The sequence below is a fragment of the Tunturiibacter psychrotolerans genome, assembly GCF_051013365.1.
Taxonomy (GTDB): Bacteria; Acidobacteriota; Terriglobia; order Terriglobales; family Acidobacteriaceae; genus Edaphobacter; species Edaphobacter psychrotolerans_A.
The window spans coordinates 1,989,308-2,004,947 of the sequence record NZ_CP132941.1; the positions used below are offsets into that span (position 1 = coordinate 1,989,308).

Genomic DNA, 15,640 nt, shown 5'->3' on the forward strand with positions numbered 1-15,640 from the left:
GAGATTTGCATCTAAACCCTAAACAACGCATAGCGGGTGAGAAGAACCTGCTGTGGAGGCGACTTATTCCACCGATTGATAAACGTTCCGCCAAGTCTTTTATCCGCACAAACGAACGCATCCGCGCCCGCGAGATTCGCGTCATCGACGAAAATGGCGAACAGCTCGGCGTCATGGCCCCCTTTGACGCTCTCAAGATGGCCCGGGAACGCTCCCTCGACCTGGTAGAGATCTCCCCCAACGCCGTTCCCCCCGTCTGCAAGATTCAGGACTACGGCAAGTATCTTTACGAGAAGGACAAGAGCGAGCGCGCTGCCCGGAAGAAGCAAAAGGTCATCGTCATCAAAGAGGTCAAATTCTCTGTGACGGTCGACGAGCACGACTACCAGACCAAAAAGAACCAGGCAGTCCGCTTCCTGGGAGAAGGCGATAAGGTCAAGGCGTCGTTGCGATTCAAAGGCCGCCAGATGGCCCATCGCGATCTCGGTTACAAGATTATCAACCGTCTCATCCTCGATATCGGCGACGCTGGTCTGGTCGAGTTCATGCCCCGCATGGAAGGCACGACGCTTCACGCGATTTTGGCGCCATCGAAAAAGGTAGAGGTAGCTCCCAAAAAAGCTGCTTCGTCAGCGACTCCGGCCGCCGGGACCAAACCCACAGAGCCTGCAGTTCCCACGCCAGCTCAAGCCTGATAAAGCACCCATTTCGCCTCATTTTTAGGCTGAAGTGGGTGCGCAAAACATTTCTACACAAAGATGCGAGCCAGGAATCAGAGCGGCGATCTTTCGCCCATGATGTTCCCCTGTCTCGCTGGCTATTTTGGGGGAGAGATCTACGCGCGGGCCTTCAGCCGGCGCTACCCAGATACCCTTAATCATCGGAATAACCTCAGGTTGAAGAGTCCAACTCTTACGCATCGGGCAAAGCTGCACGTAAGGAAGCGCGTCTTCGCGAAGGCTGGCGTCGTCTGAATTAATGTCAGGTTTTCGAATCTTGACCCGCGCCATCACCCATTTGCGCGAGTAGATACGTTACTTTAGTAACACAAACTGTTTCATACTTCTGTATATCACTGATTACATTAGACTTAGTTCAGTTTGTATCCTATTGTTACATCATCTGGTTTGTCCAGAGAAATCTTTTTACATAAATACAACTTTGGGGGAATCTCGTTATGAAACATATCGTTCGCGCATTTGTCGTCGTTCTCGTCCTCACCGGTGTCGCCGCCACCACTCAAACCTCCACTGCCACCCCCAAGAACAAGATTGTCGCAAGCCGCGTCAGCATGCTGCCGATCCCAAGCTGCGCGCCGAATGATCCTAATGCCTGCGGTATGGGTACCCGCTAAACACAGGTAGAATCCGACTAAATCTCAATACAAATCAATAAGTTATAAGACCCAGGAGAATCCAGCTATGAAAAACATCGTTCGCGCTTTCGTTGTCGTTCTCGTCCTCACCGGTGTCGCCGCCACCACCCAGACCTCCAATGCCACTGCCAAGAACAAGATCGTCGCAAGCCGCGTCAGCATGTTGCCGATCCCCAGCTGCGCACCAAACGACCCAAACGCCTGCGGTATGGGTACGCGCTAAATCTCAGGCCGAAAGTAAAGAAATCTCAATAAGAATCAATAGATTACAAGATCAGGGGTCCCAGATATGAAGAACATCGTTCGCGCTTTCGTCGCCGTCCTCGTCCTAACCGGCGCAGCAGCCACTACCCAAACCTCAAGCGCCGCTGCGAAAAGCAAGGTCGCTGCCACCCGGGTCAGCATGTTGCCGATCCCCAGCTGTGCGCCGAACGACCCCAACGCCTGCGGAATGGGAACTCGCTGATTACATTCGGCAATTTATTGCAGATTGGCGCAATTAATATCTTGTCTCGACCCCGGGAATACGCTAGCCTGACCTAGTCATAACAGGACGGCGCTCATGACTAGCTTTATAACGAGTTTGACCGGGCACATGGAATATCTCGAGCCAGTTCTTTGCGGCATGCTCCTTTTCTTCCTTATACGCAGCAAAACGGTCCGTAATTTCGGTTTTCTCGTGGCCCTGCTTTGCGTTCGACTCGCATGCTCTGCTATCTGCCTGCCGCTGATTTATCTAAGCCGGCACACAATTGAAAGGCATATAGCGTACCAGATTTATTTTTATGCCTATTGGACAGGATATGCTCTGGAAGCGATCCTCTCCCTTCTTGTGATTTATAGCATTTTCAAGCTGGCGATGGCTCCTCTCCAAGGGCTGCAGACGCTGGGAATGCTGATATTCCGCTGGGTCGCAGCAATCTCTGTTGCAGTGGCAATTGGTGTCGCAGTCACGCCGCACCTCTCAGGAATCAACTTCATGGTTGCCATGATTACGCAGCTTCAACAAACATCAAGCATTCTTACGCTATGTCTGCTTCTGTTTGTATGTTTTGCGATTCGGCCCATGGGACTCTCCTATCGCAGCCGGATCTTCGGTGTCAGCCTGGGTCTTGGAATGATGGCGACCGCGAGTCTGATCGATTCCGCTTGGCTTGCACACAGCCCAAACATGTATTCCACGATTAGCTTCGTCAACGGATTGGTTGTCGGATTAACCCTGCTCACGTGGTCGGCTTACTTTGCCTTTCCTGAGCCGAAGCGCCGCATCATCACCCTGCCGACTACATCGCCATTTCTTCGCTGGAACCAGATCTCCATGGCTCTTGGCGACGATCCTGGACATGTGGCAGTCGGCGGAATCCCACCGGAGCTTTTCGCACCGGCTGAGTTAGAGGTCATGCGCCGTGCCTCCGCAAAGATGGCTGTAGGAGCAATCGAGGCCTCGGCACCCGCGCATTCTCTCTCGGCTTAGAGCGACGACATCAACCGGTCCTTCCGAAGGACACAAAATCCACCAAGTAAAAGGGCCATCCCAAAGCGGGATGGCCCTTTTACTGTTTGTCTGTTTCGAGCTTAGTCGCGCTCAGATTCGGAACGCTTCCAGTTGATCAGGTCGCCCAGCGTGGTGCTGCTGCTGTTGCCCGAGGATGAAGAGGAAGACGAACCGGAGTTGTTGCCCTTAGGCGACTTCTCGCGCTCCTTGTAGCTCTCGACCTCTGCGCGGCTGGCTTCTTCGCCGACTGCACGGATGCTGAGACCAACCTTCTTCTCTTCCTGGTTCATCTTGACGATCTTGAACTCGTGCTCCGAGTCCACATCCATCGAGACTGGCTTACCTTCTGCATCGATCGCCTCGGAGACGTGGCACAGGCCCTCGACTCCTTCAGCAATTTCAACGAAGGCTCCAAACTGAGCGGTACGCAGGATCTTGCCCTTGATGACATCGCCAACGCGGTGCTGAGCGAAGAACGTATCCCAGACATCCGGCTGAAGCTGCTTGACGCCAAGCGACAGGCGGCGGTTCTCAGGCTCAACGCCCAGAACGATCGCGCGAACCTTCTCGCCCTTCTTCAGGACCTCCGAAGGATGCTTGATGCGCTTGGTCCAGCTCAGGTTCGAGACGTGGACGAGGCCGTCAATGCCGTCTTCGATCTCGATGAAGGCACCGAAGTCGGTGAGGTTGCGAACGCGACCCTCGATGATGGCACCCGTCGGGTACTTATCTTCGAGCTGCTCCCAGGGATTGTCCTGCAGCTGCTTCATGCCGAGCGAGATGCGGCGGTCGTTCGGATTGACGCTGAGGATGATTGTGTCGACCTCGTCGCCGGGCTTGACCATCTTCGACGGATGCTTCATCCGCTTGGACCAGGTCATCTCAGAGACGTGAACGAGACCTTCGATTCCCTGCTCCAGCTCAACGAACGCGCCGTAGTCGGTGACCGACAGAACGCGGCCGCGAACCTGCGCACCGATCGGGTAACGCTCGGTTGCGTCGAGCCACGGGTCAGGCGTCAGCTGCTTGAAGCCAAGCGAAACGCGCTGTTTATCCTTGTCGAACTTCAACACCTTGACCTGGATCTCGTCGCCAACGTTGACGAGGTCGCGGGGATGGGTGAGACGGCCCCAGCTCATGTCGGTGATGTGGAGCAGGCCATCGAGGCCACCCATATCGACGAATGCGCCGTAGTCGGTGAGGTTCTTCACGGTGCCGGTGAGAACGCTGCCCTCTTCCAGGGTGGCGAGAGTGACAGACTTCTTCGCGTTCTGGTCTTCTTCAAGAAGCTCTTTGCGGCTGATGACGACGTTGCCACGCTTCTTGTTGAGCTTGATGACACGAACTTCGATCTCGGTGCCGATGTAGCCGTCCAGATTGCGGACGGGACGGACTTCGACCTGCGAACCAGGCAGGAACGCCTTGATGCCGATATCGACGGTGAGACCACCCTTGACGCGGCTGAGAACCATGCCTTTGACAGGGGTCTTATCGTTCGCCGCTGCCTCGAGCTTGTCCCAAACCTTGTGACGGAGAGCCTTGTCATAGCTGACCAGGTATCCGCCTTCGGCTTCCTCGCGCTCCACAACAACTTCAACAGTGTCACCTGTCTGGAACTTCGAGACACCATTGATGTCCAGAACTTGCTCCAGAGGAATGAGACCTTCAGACTTGAGCCCGATGTCGACAACAACATGCTTGTCGGTGATCTTGACGACGGTGCCGGTAACAATGACCTCTTCTGCGGTCAGGTTCTGGGCAGCGGCGGACTCGGCAGCTTGCTCGCGATCAAAGTTCGCAAGGGCGGCAGCAAAGTCAGCAGCGTCGTAGTTCAAATCATCGTCAGACTCGTCGGCTGCAGCGGTCACCGTGGCTACGGTTCCGTGGTCTGCAATCTGGTGAGCGGCGACAGCGGGTGCAACATGCTGTGCAGCTACACTTGACGCGTCGTGGGCGGTCTCATGCTGTTGGGTTGAGGTGGATTCAGAAGACAGGTCTGTGTGAGCCGCTGTCGCTTCGGGCGCTAGGACTTCCGTTTCGGTGGTCAGGGGTTTGCTCTCGTTGTGGTCAGGATTATGGTTTTCTACCATGGTGAATGCGGACTCCGGGATCCAAGAGATTTCTTCCTCTAGAGCGGCGCTTTGGGCGGGAGCAATCAGCGAATCCGAGAGGAAACGCCAGCTGCTTTCTCTATCCCCGCGACAGCTTCGGCAGGATGGAAGGAATCAGGCCTTGCAGGGGAGCTATTGCACTTGGGTCCCACACGCAATAGCTCACTCGTAAAGCATAGAACGTTGCATACGGTACGTCAACAAAAGCTGGCCTTGGCGCCTGCATTTTCATCACCATGTCATGCTCGTGGGCGGACAAAATTTTCATGGATCGTACATACTTTGATGCAGACCAGCCTCCGAAGTATGCAAAATGTCGCCGGAGAACCGACCTGATCACTGGCTGGACCTCCAACTCGATCGCTTCGGACTGTCCAAACTCCCTCCGGAGCCGCGCTATACTCGCCGAATGGATCGCCTCTGGACGCCTTGGCGCTACAGCTACATCACCCGCTCGGATCCTCAGGCTAAAAGCGGGGTTCCTGCCGCCCTCAGCGCGTGGCCTCCCACCGAAGCCGAGGACAAGCACTGCGTCTTCTGCAATATGATCGCCGCAGTCGACTACGCCATCGATCATGGAACCGAGAGAGAGGTCGCTGAAAAGGCCGCCCACATCGTTCACCGGGGGCAGCACTGCTTTATCTGCCTCAACGCCTTTCCCTACTCCACCGGACACCTGTTGCTTCTGCCCTATCAGCACCTCGATTCACTTGCCGCGCTTCCCGTTGACGTTGCCCATGAGCTGATGACTCTCGCCCAACGCTCAGAGTTGGCTCTTCGCGAGGTTTATCGTCCGGGAGGGATCAATATGGGCCTCAACCTCGGGGAGGCTGCGGGTGCCGGCATTGCCGACCACATGCACGTTCACGCATTGCCACGTTGGAGCGGAGATACGAACTTCATGACCGTGATTGCGGAGACTCGCGTACTTCCCGAAGCGCTCGACGTGACATGGGAGAAGCTTCGAGCAGTATTCGAAAATTGATACAACTAATACTTCTCGCTCTTCATCCAACCTTGGAGTAGACAAAGGCATCGTCTTTAGTCTTTCGAGGGCCCCATGTCAAGCTTCTCGCAGACCTTTCCAGCATCCTTACGATCTAGCACCGTCGTTTCGCGGGCAAGTGGCAGTGCGCCCGTATCAGATCGTCGTCCTTACCTCATTCCGGTTCCAGCTCGTAAACCAGCAGCATCGACTCGCCAATATCTCTCCCTGTTTCCTCACGAATCGGAGGATGCACGCCTGACCGGCGCGACCCGCTCCCTGTACCGTAGACTGCTGGCACTCAATCTGCCTCGTCCAGCGGCAAGCTCTCTCTCGCCCGAGTCCGTCTCGCAGCAAGTGAAGCTGCCCACAGTCGGCGCACCCAAAATCGCCTGAGGACAGCCATCAGCCGTCACGAAGTCGCGCAAATGATAGACCCTGCCCTTGAGCAGGGTCTTTTCATGAAACTACCTGAAAAATTGTTGATTCGTATAGGTTGGTTACAACGACGGCCCGGTGATAGGCGTGCTGGTGGCTGCCTTGGGCCCGGATGTATCGCGATTACCCGACTCCCTCGATCCCGGCACCCGCGTTGCTTCGAAGCTGGTGATCTTCCAAGCTCCTGAAGGCAGCCTTTGATAGACGCGTGTGTAGCGGAAGGTCCCCTGAACCGGCACACCTTCATTATTTCCTTCTACCTCGGCACGAGAGGTAACAATTGCGATGGAACCGACCAGCTTCACCTGCATCTCGCCCAGCTCAAGCTTAGTCAGCACGAACTTGTGAGACCGCATGCGGTCCAGTTGTTGCATCTTGGTGTTGACCTGTCCGGTCACCGAAATACCGATGTAATCGTCGGAGAGGAGCTTGTCCATGGCGGCGACGTCGCCCGCGAGTTGGGCCTGCCGCCACTCTTCCTCAAGCGCTTCCACCTGCCGTTTGGCGTCATGTTTTTTTTCATGCAGCGGCTGCATATGAAGAGCAAACGCGATCGGCGCAGGCCATCCCACTACGACAACCGCAAGCAACACGGCAGTGCCCATCAGCGACCTACGAATTGGACGACGACACAAGCCCATAAGCGTACCGGATGGTAGATCCATTTACCGCATTGAGTCAAAACTACTTAAGTCGTACGCACGTCTTTCACACATATACGATCAGACGGCGCAAAGAGCCTCAAAGAAAGTCTTAACAAACAGCCGTCAGATTCTCGACCTGACGATCTTTCATCTTCTGGTACAGACCTCCAACCGCGTACTGATGAAAATGCGGTGTCCCTCTATGATGCTCCAACGCCGCGTCGTCAACATACTGTTCGTAGATTAGAACAGTACAGGCCTCCCCTTCGACCAGATGAGGAATATAACTCGCGCATCCCGGCTCCTTCCTGGAAGCGGCGGTCAGGTGGCACAGGATCTCGGTAATCTCGTCACGGTCCGATTGGTCGAAGGTCATTCGCACGCTAAAACTGAGCATAATCCGCCTTTTCTACGCCTTCAACGCATCTTCAAATGCAGGCAGCGTCATCGTCTGGTCTCGGTCTGGGCCTGTGGAGACCATTCCAATCTTTGCGCCGGACTCCTGCTCAATAAATTTCAGATAATCCTGAGCCAACTGCGGCAGCTTGTCGAACTCCGTAATTCCCTCGGTCGAACTGCTCCAGCCCTTCAACTTCGTGTAGACCGGCTCGATCGCGTTGTACCCTGGCATATCCGCGGGGATCAGGTCGGTCAGCTTGCCGTTGACCTTGTACCCGGTACAGACGGGAATCTCGGCGCATTCGTCCATCACATCCATCTTCGTAACTACGAGCCACTCGGTCCCGTTGATCATGTTGCTGTAGCGCAGCAGAGGAAGATCGAGCCAGCCGCAACGTCGCGGACGCCCTGTGACTGCGCCATATTCCTGCCCACGGGCCCGCAACAGATCGCTGGTCGAATCGTGAATCTCGGTCGGGAAAGGCCCTTCGCCCACTCGCGTCACATAGGCCTTGGTCACTCCAATCACCGTTCCGATCCTGGTCGGACCAACTCCAGTACCGGTCACCGCACCACCCGCTGTCGAAGACGAAGACGTCACGAAGGGATAGGTTCCGTGGTCGATATCCAGCAACGCACCCTGCGCGCCTTCGAACATCACCTTTTCGCCGTTGTCGATCGCGTGGTTCAGCATCACCGCCGTATCGGTCACAAATGGCGCGATCTGCTCCGCCGCACGAGAGTACTCCTCGTACATCGTCTTCGGGTCCAGAGGCTCGGTGCCAAACAGAGCGTGAGCGATCGTGTTCTTCTCGTGGCAGGCATTCTCGATGTGCGTCCGCAACAGCGCCGAGTTCAGCAGATCCACCACACGCAACCCACTGCGATGCATCTTGTCTTCGTAGGCCGGCCCTATGCCGCGGCTGGTCGTTCCAATCTTCGTCCGCCCCGGCGCATTCTCCGCAGCCAGCTCGATCATCCGGTGATACGGCAGAATTACCTGCGCGCGATTGGAAACGAAGAGCTGCCCATCCACCGGCAGGCCGGCATCCTTCAGCTTCTTCACCTCATTCAAAAACGCCATCGGGTCCAGCACAACTCCATTGCCGATGACGCCCTTGCACTCCGGGCGCAAAACACCGCATGGAATCAGCTGCAGCACAAACTTTTTGCCTTTGATGATAACCGTGTGGCCGGCATTGTGGCCGCCTGCATAGCGGGCAACGACGGAGAACTTCTCCGACAGTACGTCCACAATCTTGCCTTTGCCCTCATCGCCCCACTGGGCACCCAAAATAACCGCTGATTTGCGTTGATTCACGACGAATGTGTTCTCCAAGGATGGTTGTTGGCCGGAAGACGCGCACCGCACCAGGCGAATGCACACATACATCTATCATATAGCGTCACGTGGCTTCGGCGTTCGGCACCCGGCAAAGCGCGCGTCATCAACCAAATCGGGTCTGAACAAAGGATCTCAAGGCTGCCCGTAGTACAGGTTCCGTGTCCTGGCTGTCAGTCCAGGCGTTTCCACCTTCACATCCAAAGAGTGCAGCTCATTTGGCCGGTCTGACGGCGCCTGATCTAAGGTGAGCGTGTAGAACGCGTCGGCATCCGCCACGCAGCGATTGACCTGCTCCGTAATGTCGTTGCTGGAGTTCAGGGCCTGACCACCGCTCTGCCTGGCAAGCACCTGCAACGCCAGATTGCCCGCCTGCACATTCCTCGCGGCCGCTACCGGCTTCAAAAACTCCTCGTAGTAGTTCAGTCGAGTCGTAGCCGCGTCCTCCACTCCAAGCGGATCGACGCTATAGAGCGTAATTCGAGCCTGACGAAGCGCGTTGGCCAGCCACACAATCGACGAAAACAGCCCCTGTTCCTCTTTCGAAGTGAGCGTAATGTTTGGTCCGCTCAGAATCGGCCAGCCCGGACTAATCCAGATCACAAGCTTCCTCCCTGGCAACTTCGCCTCGGCGGCAGCAAGCATTCCCAGATTCTTCTGCGAAAGACTGAACCGCTCTTCCGCACCGTAGAAGCCCGTCGAACGCCTGATCGTTCTCAGTTTGGTCTCATGGTCATCGAACGACGCCAGCAAAGCCTTCCCATCGGTCGAGGAATTGGGCTGCAGCTCGGTTCCCATCGTGTCGGTGAAGAAGCCAAGGGATACCGGATGCGTCAGCTGTCCGCCGTTCTGCATCAGAAACTTTCTCAATTGGTCACGCTCATACGCGACGTGGCTAAAGGTCGTATTGACCTCGTCCACAAGGAGGATGATCTTGACCGGCGGCTCAGCGACTCCGTCAACCGCGCGAAACGACAGGATCTTTTGCGGCTGCCCATTGTCACGCACAACAAAATCGTTTTGAGTCAGGCCGGTGCGGGGTTTTCCAGAACGGTCTGCCACCACAACGTCCAGCACAAGGTGAGAATCCTGCGCATCTGAAAGCGGCGTGACGTTCCCGGGTACCTGGTCCTGCGGTGGCGCCTGCACCGAATGTTGCGCGAATGCCGAGGCAGAAAATCCCAAAAAACACAGTAGAAACAGCGTGGCCCGACTCTGCGTACCCATACTCACCTCGAGGTCTTTATCGCAACATCAATGAGCTAGCTAGCTTCTACGAGCTCGACCTGCCATTTGACGCGTCTCCACTCTAGCAGCAAGACGTCGCACCCACGCCAGTAGTTTCAGCGATTCATTCCTCTGCGCATTTTTTTAATCCGCCTAGTCCCGCAAAAATCTTCAGAACGTCCTTTTCGATGGCGCGAGTTACAAATCTCCCGATATCCTCCTCCTGCGCCCCGGCGAACTGAATCGCGGTCGCTCAAGATCAAGAACGAACACACCACTCCGAAACCGCGCATCACGGGAGACTCACAGAACCAAATGCCAGCCCCACGCCTGCTCTACGGCATCACTATCTTCCTCGGCGCCCTCCTGCTCTTCCTCGTCGAGCCGATGGCCGCGAAACAACTTCTGCCCATCCTTGGCGGCTCCTCCGCGGTGTGGCTCACCTGCCTCGTCTTCTTTCAGACCACCTTGCTCCTCGGCTATCTCTATGCCCACTGGATCACCCGCTGCCAGGCCACCACCTGGCGCCGCCATGTCTACCTAGTCACCCTCGCCGCAGCGGCCGTTTTGCTGATCGCGCAAAAGATCTTCCCGCCGGAGATCGGCCAGGGCTTCGATCACCCCGTCACCACGATCTTCACGACACTCGCGTTCACCATCGGCCTGCCGTTCCTATTGCTCAGCGCCACCAGCCCTCTTCTGCAAGTCTGGTTTCAGCGCACGAAGGGCGGCACCATCCCCTACCGCCTCTTCGCGCTTTCGAACTTCGGCTCTCTTCTCGCACTCATCTCGTACCCATTCCTGGTCGAACCGCACTTCACGCTCAAGCTCCAGCGAACTCTCTGGTCAGCCGGCTTCCTCCTCTACGCAGTGTTCTGCGCCATCCTCGCACGCCAACTTCATCCCACCCCAACACCGGCCGACGAGCCGGAACCCGCACCCAACGCACCACGCCGAGCCAAGTGGCTCTGGTTTCTCCTTCCCATGGCCGCCGCCATGCAGCTGAGCGCCGTCACCAGCCATCTGACCGTCAACATCGCCGCGATCCCTCTGCTCTGGATGCTTCCGCTCGCCGTCTACCTGCTCACCTTTATCCTCGCGTTCGAGTTCCCTAGCCTGTACCGTCGCGGCATCATCGTGCGTTTGCTCGTCGTCATGCTGGCGAGCCTCGGCTACGCCATCTCGAAGACCGACGTCAGCCTGCCCATCGGCATCGCCATCCTCTTCTTCCTCGCCGAGTGTTTTCTCGCTGGCCTCTTCTGCCACGCCGAGACCTACGCTCTCCGCCCGCAGCGCCCCACCGAAACAACTCTCTTCTACCTGTTGATTGCAGCCGGAGGAGCGGCAGGAACCTTCTTCATCGGCATAGCCAGTCCGCTCATCTTCTCCGCCAACTACGACCTCGCCATCTCCTTCTTCGTCACCGCCGCTCTCGCCATCGCCGTCACCTGGAACGACGGATGGCCGCAGCGTCTTCTCTGGTCCACCGCCGCGGCACTGCTCCTCTTCTTCAGCATCATGCTGCACACCGCCTACGCCCACGAGGCCATCCTCGAAGCTCGCAACTTCTACGGAAGCCTTCGCGTGAAGCAGCGCAATGGCCCCCACGGCGGCACCGAGCGCATGCTGCTCAACGGCACGATCCAGCACGGCACGCAGCTCTTCGCGCCCGGACTCACTCGTACTCCCACCACCTACTATGCCGACGACTCCGGCATCGGAGTTGCGCTCAACCACTGCTGCGACTCACGCCCACGCAACATAGGCGTCATCGGCCTCGGCACCGGCACCATCGCAACCTATGGCACAGCTAACGATCGCATTCGCTTCTACGAGATCAACCCGCTCGTTCGCCCCATCGCGCAAAACCTCTTCACCTATATGCGCGACTCCCCAGCGCAAATCTCCTTTGCCGACGGCGATGCGCGCACCTCATTGACGCGCGAGTCCCCACAGAACTTCGACGTCCTCGCCATCGACGCATTCTCCGGCGACGCCATTCCCATCCATCTGCTCACCATCCAGGCGATCGAGCTTTACAAGAAACACCTCGCGCCGGGCGGCATCATTGCCTTTCACGTCTCCAACCAATATCTCAATCTCCCACCAGAGCTCGCTGCACTCGCCGCCGCCGCCAACATGCAGTCCAGACTGATCGAGAGCCAGCCCGACGATTCACTCGGGGCCTACCGCGCCACGTGGATCCTGCTCAGCTCGAATACCGCGTTCTTTGATCAACCGGAAGTCGCAGCCGTAGCCAGCACCGTCCCCACAGACGCACGCCTCCGTGTCTGGACCGACGACTACTCCAGCATCCTCCCCATCCTGCAGCTGTCACACCACTAATCTCCGACGAAGCCGCGCACGCTCCTATACTTAAACAGTCATGCCTGAACTCCCCGAAGTCGAAACCGTTGCCAATGGCGTCCACGCCCGCATCCACGGTCAAACCATCCGCTCCGTCTGGACCAGCAACAAGCCTCAAACCTTCAAGTCCTCACCCGACGAGATCATCGAAGTTCTCACCGGCAGCCGCATCGACCGCGTCCACCGCGTCGGCAAAACGATCGTCGCCGATCTGACACGCTCAAAAGAACACGGGAAGAAGACCGCGCAATTCCTCATCCATCTCGGCATGACTGGCCGCCTGCTCGTCTCGACGCCCGACACACCAATCCCGCCACACACACACGCCATCCTGACTCTAAGCAGCGGAAAGGAACTTCGTTTCGTCGATGCTCGCCGCTTCGGCAGGCTCTCGATTGTGGAAGCCGCCACCCCCGAGGAAAAATACATAGGACCCGGCGCGGAACCTCTCACCATCGGTCTTGAGGATTTCATCGCACTCTTCCGTGGCCGCAAAACTCCCATCAAAGCAGCGTTGCTGAATCAGTCTCTACTACACGGCGTAGGCAACATCTATGCCGACGAAAGTCTCTTCCACGCCGGCATTCGTCCCACACGCCACGCAGGTCGTCTCACCCGAGCCGAACTGACTCGCCTTCATTCTGCTCTCATCAAGGTGCTCTCTGCCGCGATCAAGCTGGGCGGCTCGTCGGTCTCCGACTACGTCGACGCAGACGGAGTCGCTGGCTTCTTCCAATTGCACCACCACGTCTACTCACGCACCGGCCAGCCCTGCCGCATCTGCGGCGCACCCATCAAACGCGTCGTAGTAGGAGGTCGCAGCACGCACTACTGCACCACTTGCCAGAAATAGCCGGGAGTGTACCGCCTACCGGGCGGCAGCAGCCTGCTCAGCCGAGACAGCGGCTCCGATCACCCGCACCTCAGGCGTATCTTCGACGATCTCCAGCGAGTAGCCCTGCAACGGACTCATCTTCACCATCTGCGCGAGGTAGTCCTTCAGCATCGACATATCCAGAAACCGCGTGTTGAACCCTGAGATGAAGATCTTTCCCGGCCCCGCCATGTGAATCGTAGTTGAAGATGCTGCGGCCAACGCCTTATGCCAAAGCCGCTTGAAGTCCACGCAGCGGGCATCGCCCTGCTTCGCTGCTTCAAAGACCTCTTCCGGCTCCATATCAAGGAACCGCAGCCGCATCGCACGATGCCCCATGATCCCTTCCATGTGCCCGCGGCCGCCGCACCCGCAGAAGCGCTCCTTTTCGTCGAGCGTCACCACGGAATGTCCGCCCTCCCAGGCGCCGGGAGCAAACGGATACCGCCCATAGCCGATTCCAACGCCCAGCGTCCACACTCGAATCATGCTGTCCAGCTTGCCATGCATCGAAGCCAGGCCTGCCGCCATGCCATCGGCATCGTTCACCGCCGTAACGCTGACATCTAGCCCGTGATTGCGCAACTGTGCGATGAGCAGCTCCTGAATCTTCGCACCCTTCAACTGCGGCAGGTTCGGCGCCTCAGCGACCACGCCATCCTTCACCAACCCCGGCAGGGCCACGCCTACCGCGGTGAAATCCTTCGCCCCATCGGCCGCGAGGAGCACCTGATTTGTGATCGTCTCCACCAGCGCTTCGGTATGCTGCTCTACCAGAGCATCTTCGTCGTCGTGATCTTCAGGAAAGCGTCGCACCGGCCCCACAAGCTTGTGATCCACCACCAGCCCAGCCGAAATCCGTTCCGAAAGTATTACCCCAATTGTCTTTGCCATTACCCTGTCCGCCTCGTCCTGGGTTGCCGATTTCTACTCAAACTTGCTGACGCGGTTCAACCCGTTGAAAGCCGCAACTTTATAACATTCTGCGAGAGTTGGGTAGTTGAAGACGGTATCTACGAAATAATCCAGCTTTCCGCCCAATGCCATCACCGCCTGGCCGATGTGCAGCAACTCGCTCGCACCCTCGCCAATGATGTGAACGCCGAGGATCAAGTGGTTCATCCGGTGAAAGATAATCTTCAGCCGGCCCGTCGTATCGCCGCGAATCTGCCCACGGGCAATCTCGCGATAGTAAGCCACGCCCACCTCGTACGGAACATCTTCCTCAGTGAGCTGTTCCTCGGTCTTCCCGATAAAGCTGATCTCAGGAATCGTATAGATCCCATACGGATAAAGTCCCGGGTTCGACAGCACATTATCGTCGCCGAACGCCCGCGCCGACGCCACACGGCCCTGCTCCATCGACACCGACGCCAGCGACGGGAATCCAATCACGTCACCCACCGCAAAGATGTGCGGCACCTTCGTCCTGAAATCCTTGTCCACCGGAATACGCCCACGCGAATCTGCTTCGATCCCCACCGCAGCCAGGTTCAGCTCGTCGACATTTCCCTGTCGGCCAACGGCATACAACAACGCATCACCCTGAACCTTCTTCTTGCTCTCGAGATTCGCCACGACGGTCCCATCCGGCATCTCTTCGACCGACTCCACCTCTTCGTTCAGCCTCATCGTCACCCGCGAATCCCGCAGGTGGTAGCTCAGCGCCTCGATGATCTCCTGGTCGGCAAACTCCAGCAGCCGCGGTCTCCGCTCAATCAGCGTCACCCGCACTCCGAGGGCTGAGAACATACAGGTGTACTCAACGCCGATGACACCGCCACCGACGATAATCATCGTCTTCGGCAGGTTCACCAGCTCCAGCACCAGGTCCGAGTTGATGATGCTGCGCCCATTGATCGGCACCTTCGGCGACGACGCCGGCTTGGTCCCGGTCCCAATCAGAATGTTCTTCGCCTCATACACCGTCGAGCCGCGCGAGTTCGTCACCTTCACGTGCGTCTCGTCCTCAAAGCTCGCCACACCCACCAGCATCTCGATGTTGTTGCGCGACAGCTGCGCCTCGGTCACGTCAATCTCGGTCTTGATCACGTGCTGCACCCGGAAAGCCAGGTCCGCCATCGTAATCCGTTCTTTCACCCGGTAGTTCATCCCGTAGATGGACTTGTAGTTATATCCGGAGAGGTGAAGAACCGCCTCACGCATGGTCTTCGAAGGAATCGTGCCAGTACTGATGCAGGCGCCCCCGACGACCTCACGCATCTCCACCAGCGCGACCTTTTTTCCCAGCTTGGATGCGTAAATTGCAGCTCGTTGCCCGGCTGGCCCGGACCCGATGACAATCAGATCGTAAACACTACTCATAGTGGCACATACTCATGGACATACACTCCAACTCGAGGCTGGTTCTTGTCCCGTTATC

Annotated in this window: 15 protein-coding genes; 8 read left to right on the plus strand and 7 right to left on the minus strand. The window is 57.3% G+C overall.

Translation table 11 applies throughout. The features are described 5' to 3' along the window. Positions 1-5: 5 nt before the first annotated feature. The 5 genes from infC to RBB76_RS08455 all read left to right on the plus strand — a co-directional run bounded on the left by infC (position 6) and on the right by RBB76_RS08455 (position 2,849). A complete protein-coding gene (infC, locus tag RBB76_RS08435; protein ID WP_429627863.1) occupies positions 6-695 on the plus strand; it encodes a translation initiation factor IF-3 in 690 nt (229 codons plus the stop codon). 482 nt (positions 696-1,177) lie between these two features. Then, positions 1,178-1,354: a hypothetical protein gene (locus RBB76_RS08440; protein ID WP_429627861.1), complete on the plus strand. Its 177-nt coding sequence runs from the start codon at positions 1,178-1,180 to the stop codon at positions 1,352-1,354. A 67-nt stretch (positions 1,355-1,421) separates the two neighbouring features. Continuing rightward, a complete protein-coding gene (locus tag RBB76_RS08445) occupies positions 1,422-1,598 on the plus strand; it encodes a hypothetical protein (RefSeq protein ID WP_429627860.1) in 177 nt (58 codons plus the stop codon). Positions 1,599-1,664: 66 nt separating this feature from the next. Further along, positions 1,665-1,841, plus strand: coding sequence for a hypothetical protein (locus RBB76_RS08450; RefSeq protein ID WP_429627859.1), 177 nt, complete (start codon positions 1,665-1,667; stop codon positions 1,839-1,841). A 129-nt stretch (positions 1,842-1,970) separates the two neighbouring features. Further along, positions 1,971-2,849, plus strand: a complete 879-nt coding sequence (locus RBB76_RS08455; RefSeq protein WP_433963542.1) for a hypothetical protein — start codon at positions 1,971-1,973, stop codon at positions 2,847-2,849. A gap of 101 nt (positions 2,850-2,950) precedes the next feature. On the opposite strand, the gene RBB76_RS08460 is transcribed toward RBB76_RS08455, so the two are convergent. Then, positions 2,951-4,960, minus strand: a complete 2,010-nt coding sequence (locus RBB76_RS08460; RefSeq protein ID WP_429627856.1) for a 30S ribosomal protein S1 — start codon at positions 4,958-4,960, stop codon at positions 2,951-2,953. 334 nt (positions 4,961-5,294) lie between these two features. Here RBB76_RS08460 and RBB76_RS08465 point away from each other — a divergent pair, with 334 nt between their 5' ends. Beyond that, complete coding sequence (locus RBB76_RS08465) at positions 5,295-5,966, plus strand: HIT family protein (RefSeq protein WP_429627855.1); 672 nt, start codon at positions 5,295-5,297, stop codon at positions 5,964-5,966. A gap of 500 nt (positions 5,967-6,466) precedes the next feature. On the opposite strand, the gene RBB76_RS08470 is transcribed toward RBB76_RS08465, so the two are convergent. From RBB76_RS08470 to RBB76_RS08485, 4 genes are all read right to left on the minus strand, one after another. Next, positions 6,467-7,009: a nuclear transport factor 2 family protein gene (locus tag RBB76_RS08470; protein ID WP_429627854.1), complete on the minus strand. Its 543-nt coding sequence runs from the start codon at positions 7,007-7,009 to the stop codon at positions 6,467-6,469. Between the two features lie 148 nt (positions 7,010-7,157). Beyond that, positions 7,158-7,445: a putative quinol monooxygenase gene (locus RBB76_RS08475; protein WP_429627853.1), complete on the minus strand. Its 288-nt coding sequence runs from the start codon at positions 7,443-7,445 to the stop codon at positions 7,158-7,160. 12 nt (positions 7,446-7,457) lie between these two features. Continuing rightward, positions 7,458-8,768: an adenylosuccinate synthase gene (locus RBB76_RS08480; RefSeq protein WP_429627852.1), complete on the minus strand. Its 1,311-nt coding sequence runs from the start codon at positions 8,766-8,768 to the stop codon at positions 7,458-7,460. A gap of 156 nt (positions 8,769-8,924) precedes the next feature. Next, a complete protein-coding gene (locus RBB76_RS08485) occupies positions 8,925-10,016 on the minus strand; it encodes a VWA domain-containing protein (RefSeq protein ID WP_429627851.1) in 1,092 nt (363 codons plus the stop codon). 315 nt (positions 10,017-10,331) lie between these two features. Here RBB76_RS08485 and RBB76_RS08490 point away from each other — a divergent pair, with 315 nt between their 5' ends. Beyond that, positions 10,332-12,362, plus strand: coding sequence for a spermidine synthase (locus RBB76_RS08490; protein WP_429627850.1), 2,031 nt, complete (start codon positions 10,332-10,334; stop codon positions 12,360-12,362). Positions 12,363-12,402: 40 nt separating this feature from the next. After that, the gene (gene mutM, locus RBB76_RS08495) at positions 12,403-13,236 is read left to right on the plus strand and encodes a bifunctional DNA-formamidopyrimidine glycosylase/DNA-(apurinic or apyrimidinic site) lyase (RefSeq protein WP_429627849.1); all 834 of its coding nucleotides are present in this window, start codon (positions 12,403-12,405) and stop codon (positions 13,234-13,236) included. Positions 13,237-13,251: 15 nt separating this feature from the next. On the opposite strand, the gene RBB76_RS08500 is transcribed toward mutM, so the two are convergent. Next, the gene (locus tag RBB76_RS08500; protein WP_429627848.1) at positions 13,252-14,151 is read right to left on the minus strand and encodes an ROK family protein; all 900 of its coding nucleotides are present in this window, start codon (positions 14,149-14,151) and stop codon (positions 13,252-13,254) included. A gap of 33 nt (positions 14,152-14,184) precedes the next feature. Further along, a complete protein-coding gene (sthA, locus tag RBB76_RS08505) occupies positions 14,185-15,582 on the minus strand; it encodes a Si-specific NAD(P)(+) transhydrogenase (RefSeq protein WP_183973408.1) in 1,398 nt (465 codons plus the stop codon). Between the last annotated feature and the right edge of the window lie 58 nt (positions 15,583-15,640).

Bases quoted from the DNA above. Each gene is read 5' to 3' on its own strand.
- RBB76_RS08440 (WP_429627861.1), top strand. From the start codon at position 1,178: ATGAAACATATCGTTCGCGCATTTGTCGTCGTTCTCGTCCTCACCGGT.
- RBB76_RS08445 (WP_429627860.1), top strand. From the start codon at position 1,422: ATGAAAAACATCGTTCGCGCTTTCGTTGTCGTTCTCGTCCTCACCGGT.
- RBB76_RS08450 (WP_429627859.1), top strand. From the start codon at position 1,665: ATGAAGAACATCGTTCGCGCTTTCGTCGCCGTCCTCGTCCTAACCGGC.
- RBB76_RS08455 (WP_433963542.1), top strand. From the start codon at position 1,971: ATGGAATATCTCGAGCCAGTTCTTTGCGGCATGCTCCTTTTCTTCCTT.
- RBB76_RS08460 (WP_429627856.1), bottom strand. From the start codon at position 4,960: ATGGTAGAAAACCATAATCCTGACCACAACGAGAGCAAACCCCTGACC.
- RBB76_RS08465 (WP_429627855.1), top strand. From the start codon at position 5,295: ATGTCGCCGGAGAACCGACCTGATCACTGGCTGGACCTCCAACTCGAT.
- RBB76_RS08470 (WP_429627854.1), bottom strand. From the start codon at position 7,009: ATGGGCACTGCCGTGTTGCTTGCGGTTGTCGTAGTGGGATGGCCTGCG.
- RBB76_RS08475 (WP_429627853.1), bottom strand. From the start codon at position 7,445: ATGCTCAGTTTTAGCGTGCGAATGACCTTCGACCAATCGGACCGTGAC.
- RBB76_RS08485 (WP_429627851.1), bottom strand. From the start codon at position 10,016: ATGGGTACGCAGAGTCGGGCCACGCTGTTTCTACTGTGTTTTTTGGGA.
- RBB76_RS08490 (WP_429627850.1), top strand. From the start codon at position 10,332: ATGCCAGCCCCACGCCTGCTCTACGGCATCACTATCTTCCTCGGCGCC.
- mutM (WP_429627849.1), top strand. From the start codon at position 12,403: ATGCCTGAACTCCCCGAAGTCGAAACCGTTGCCAATGGCGTCCACGCC.
- RBB76_RS08500 (WP_429627848.1), bottom strand. From the start codon at position 14,151: ATGGCAAAGACAATTGGGGTAATACTTTCGGAACGGATTTCGGCTGGG.
- sthA (WP_183973408.1), bottom strand. From the start codon at position 15,582: ATGAGTAGTGTTTACGATCTGATTGTCATCGGGTCCGGGCCAGCCGGG.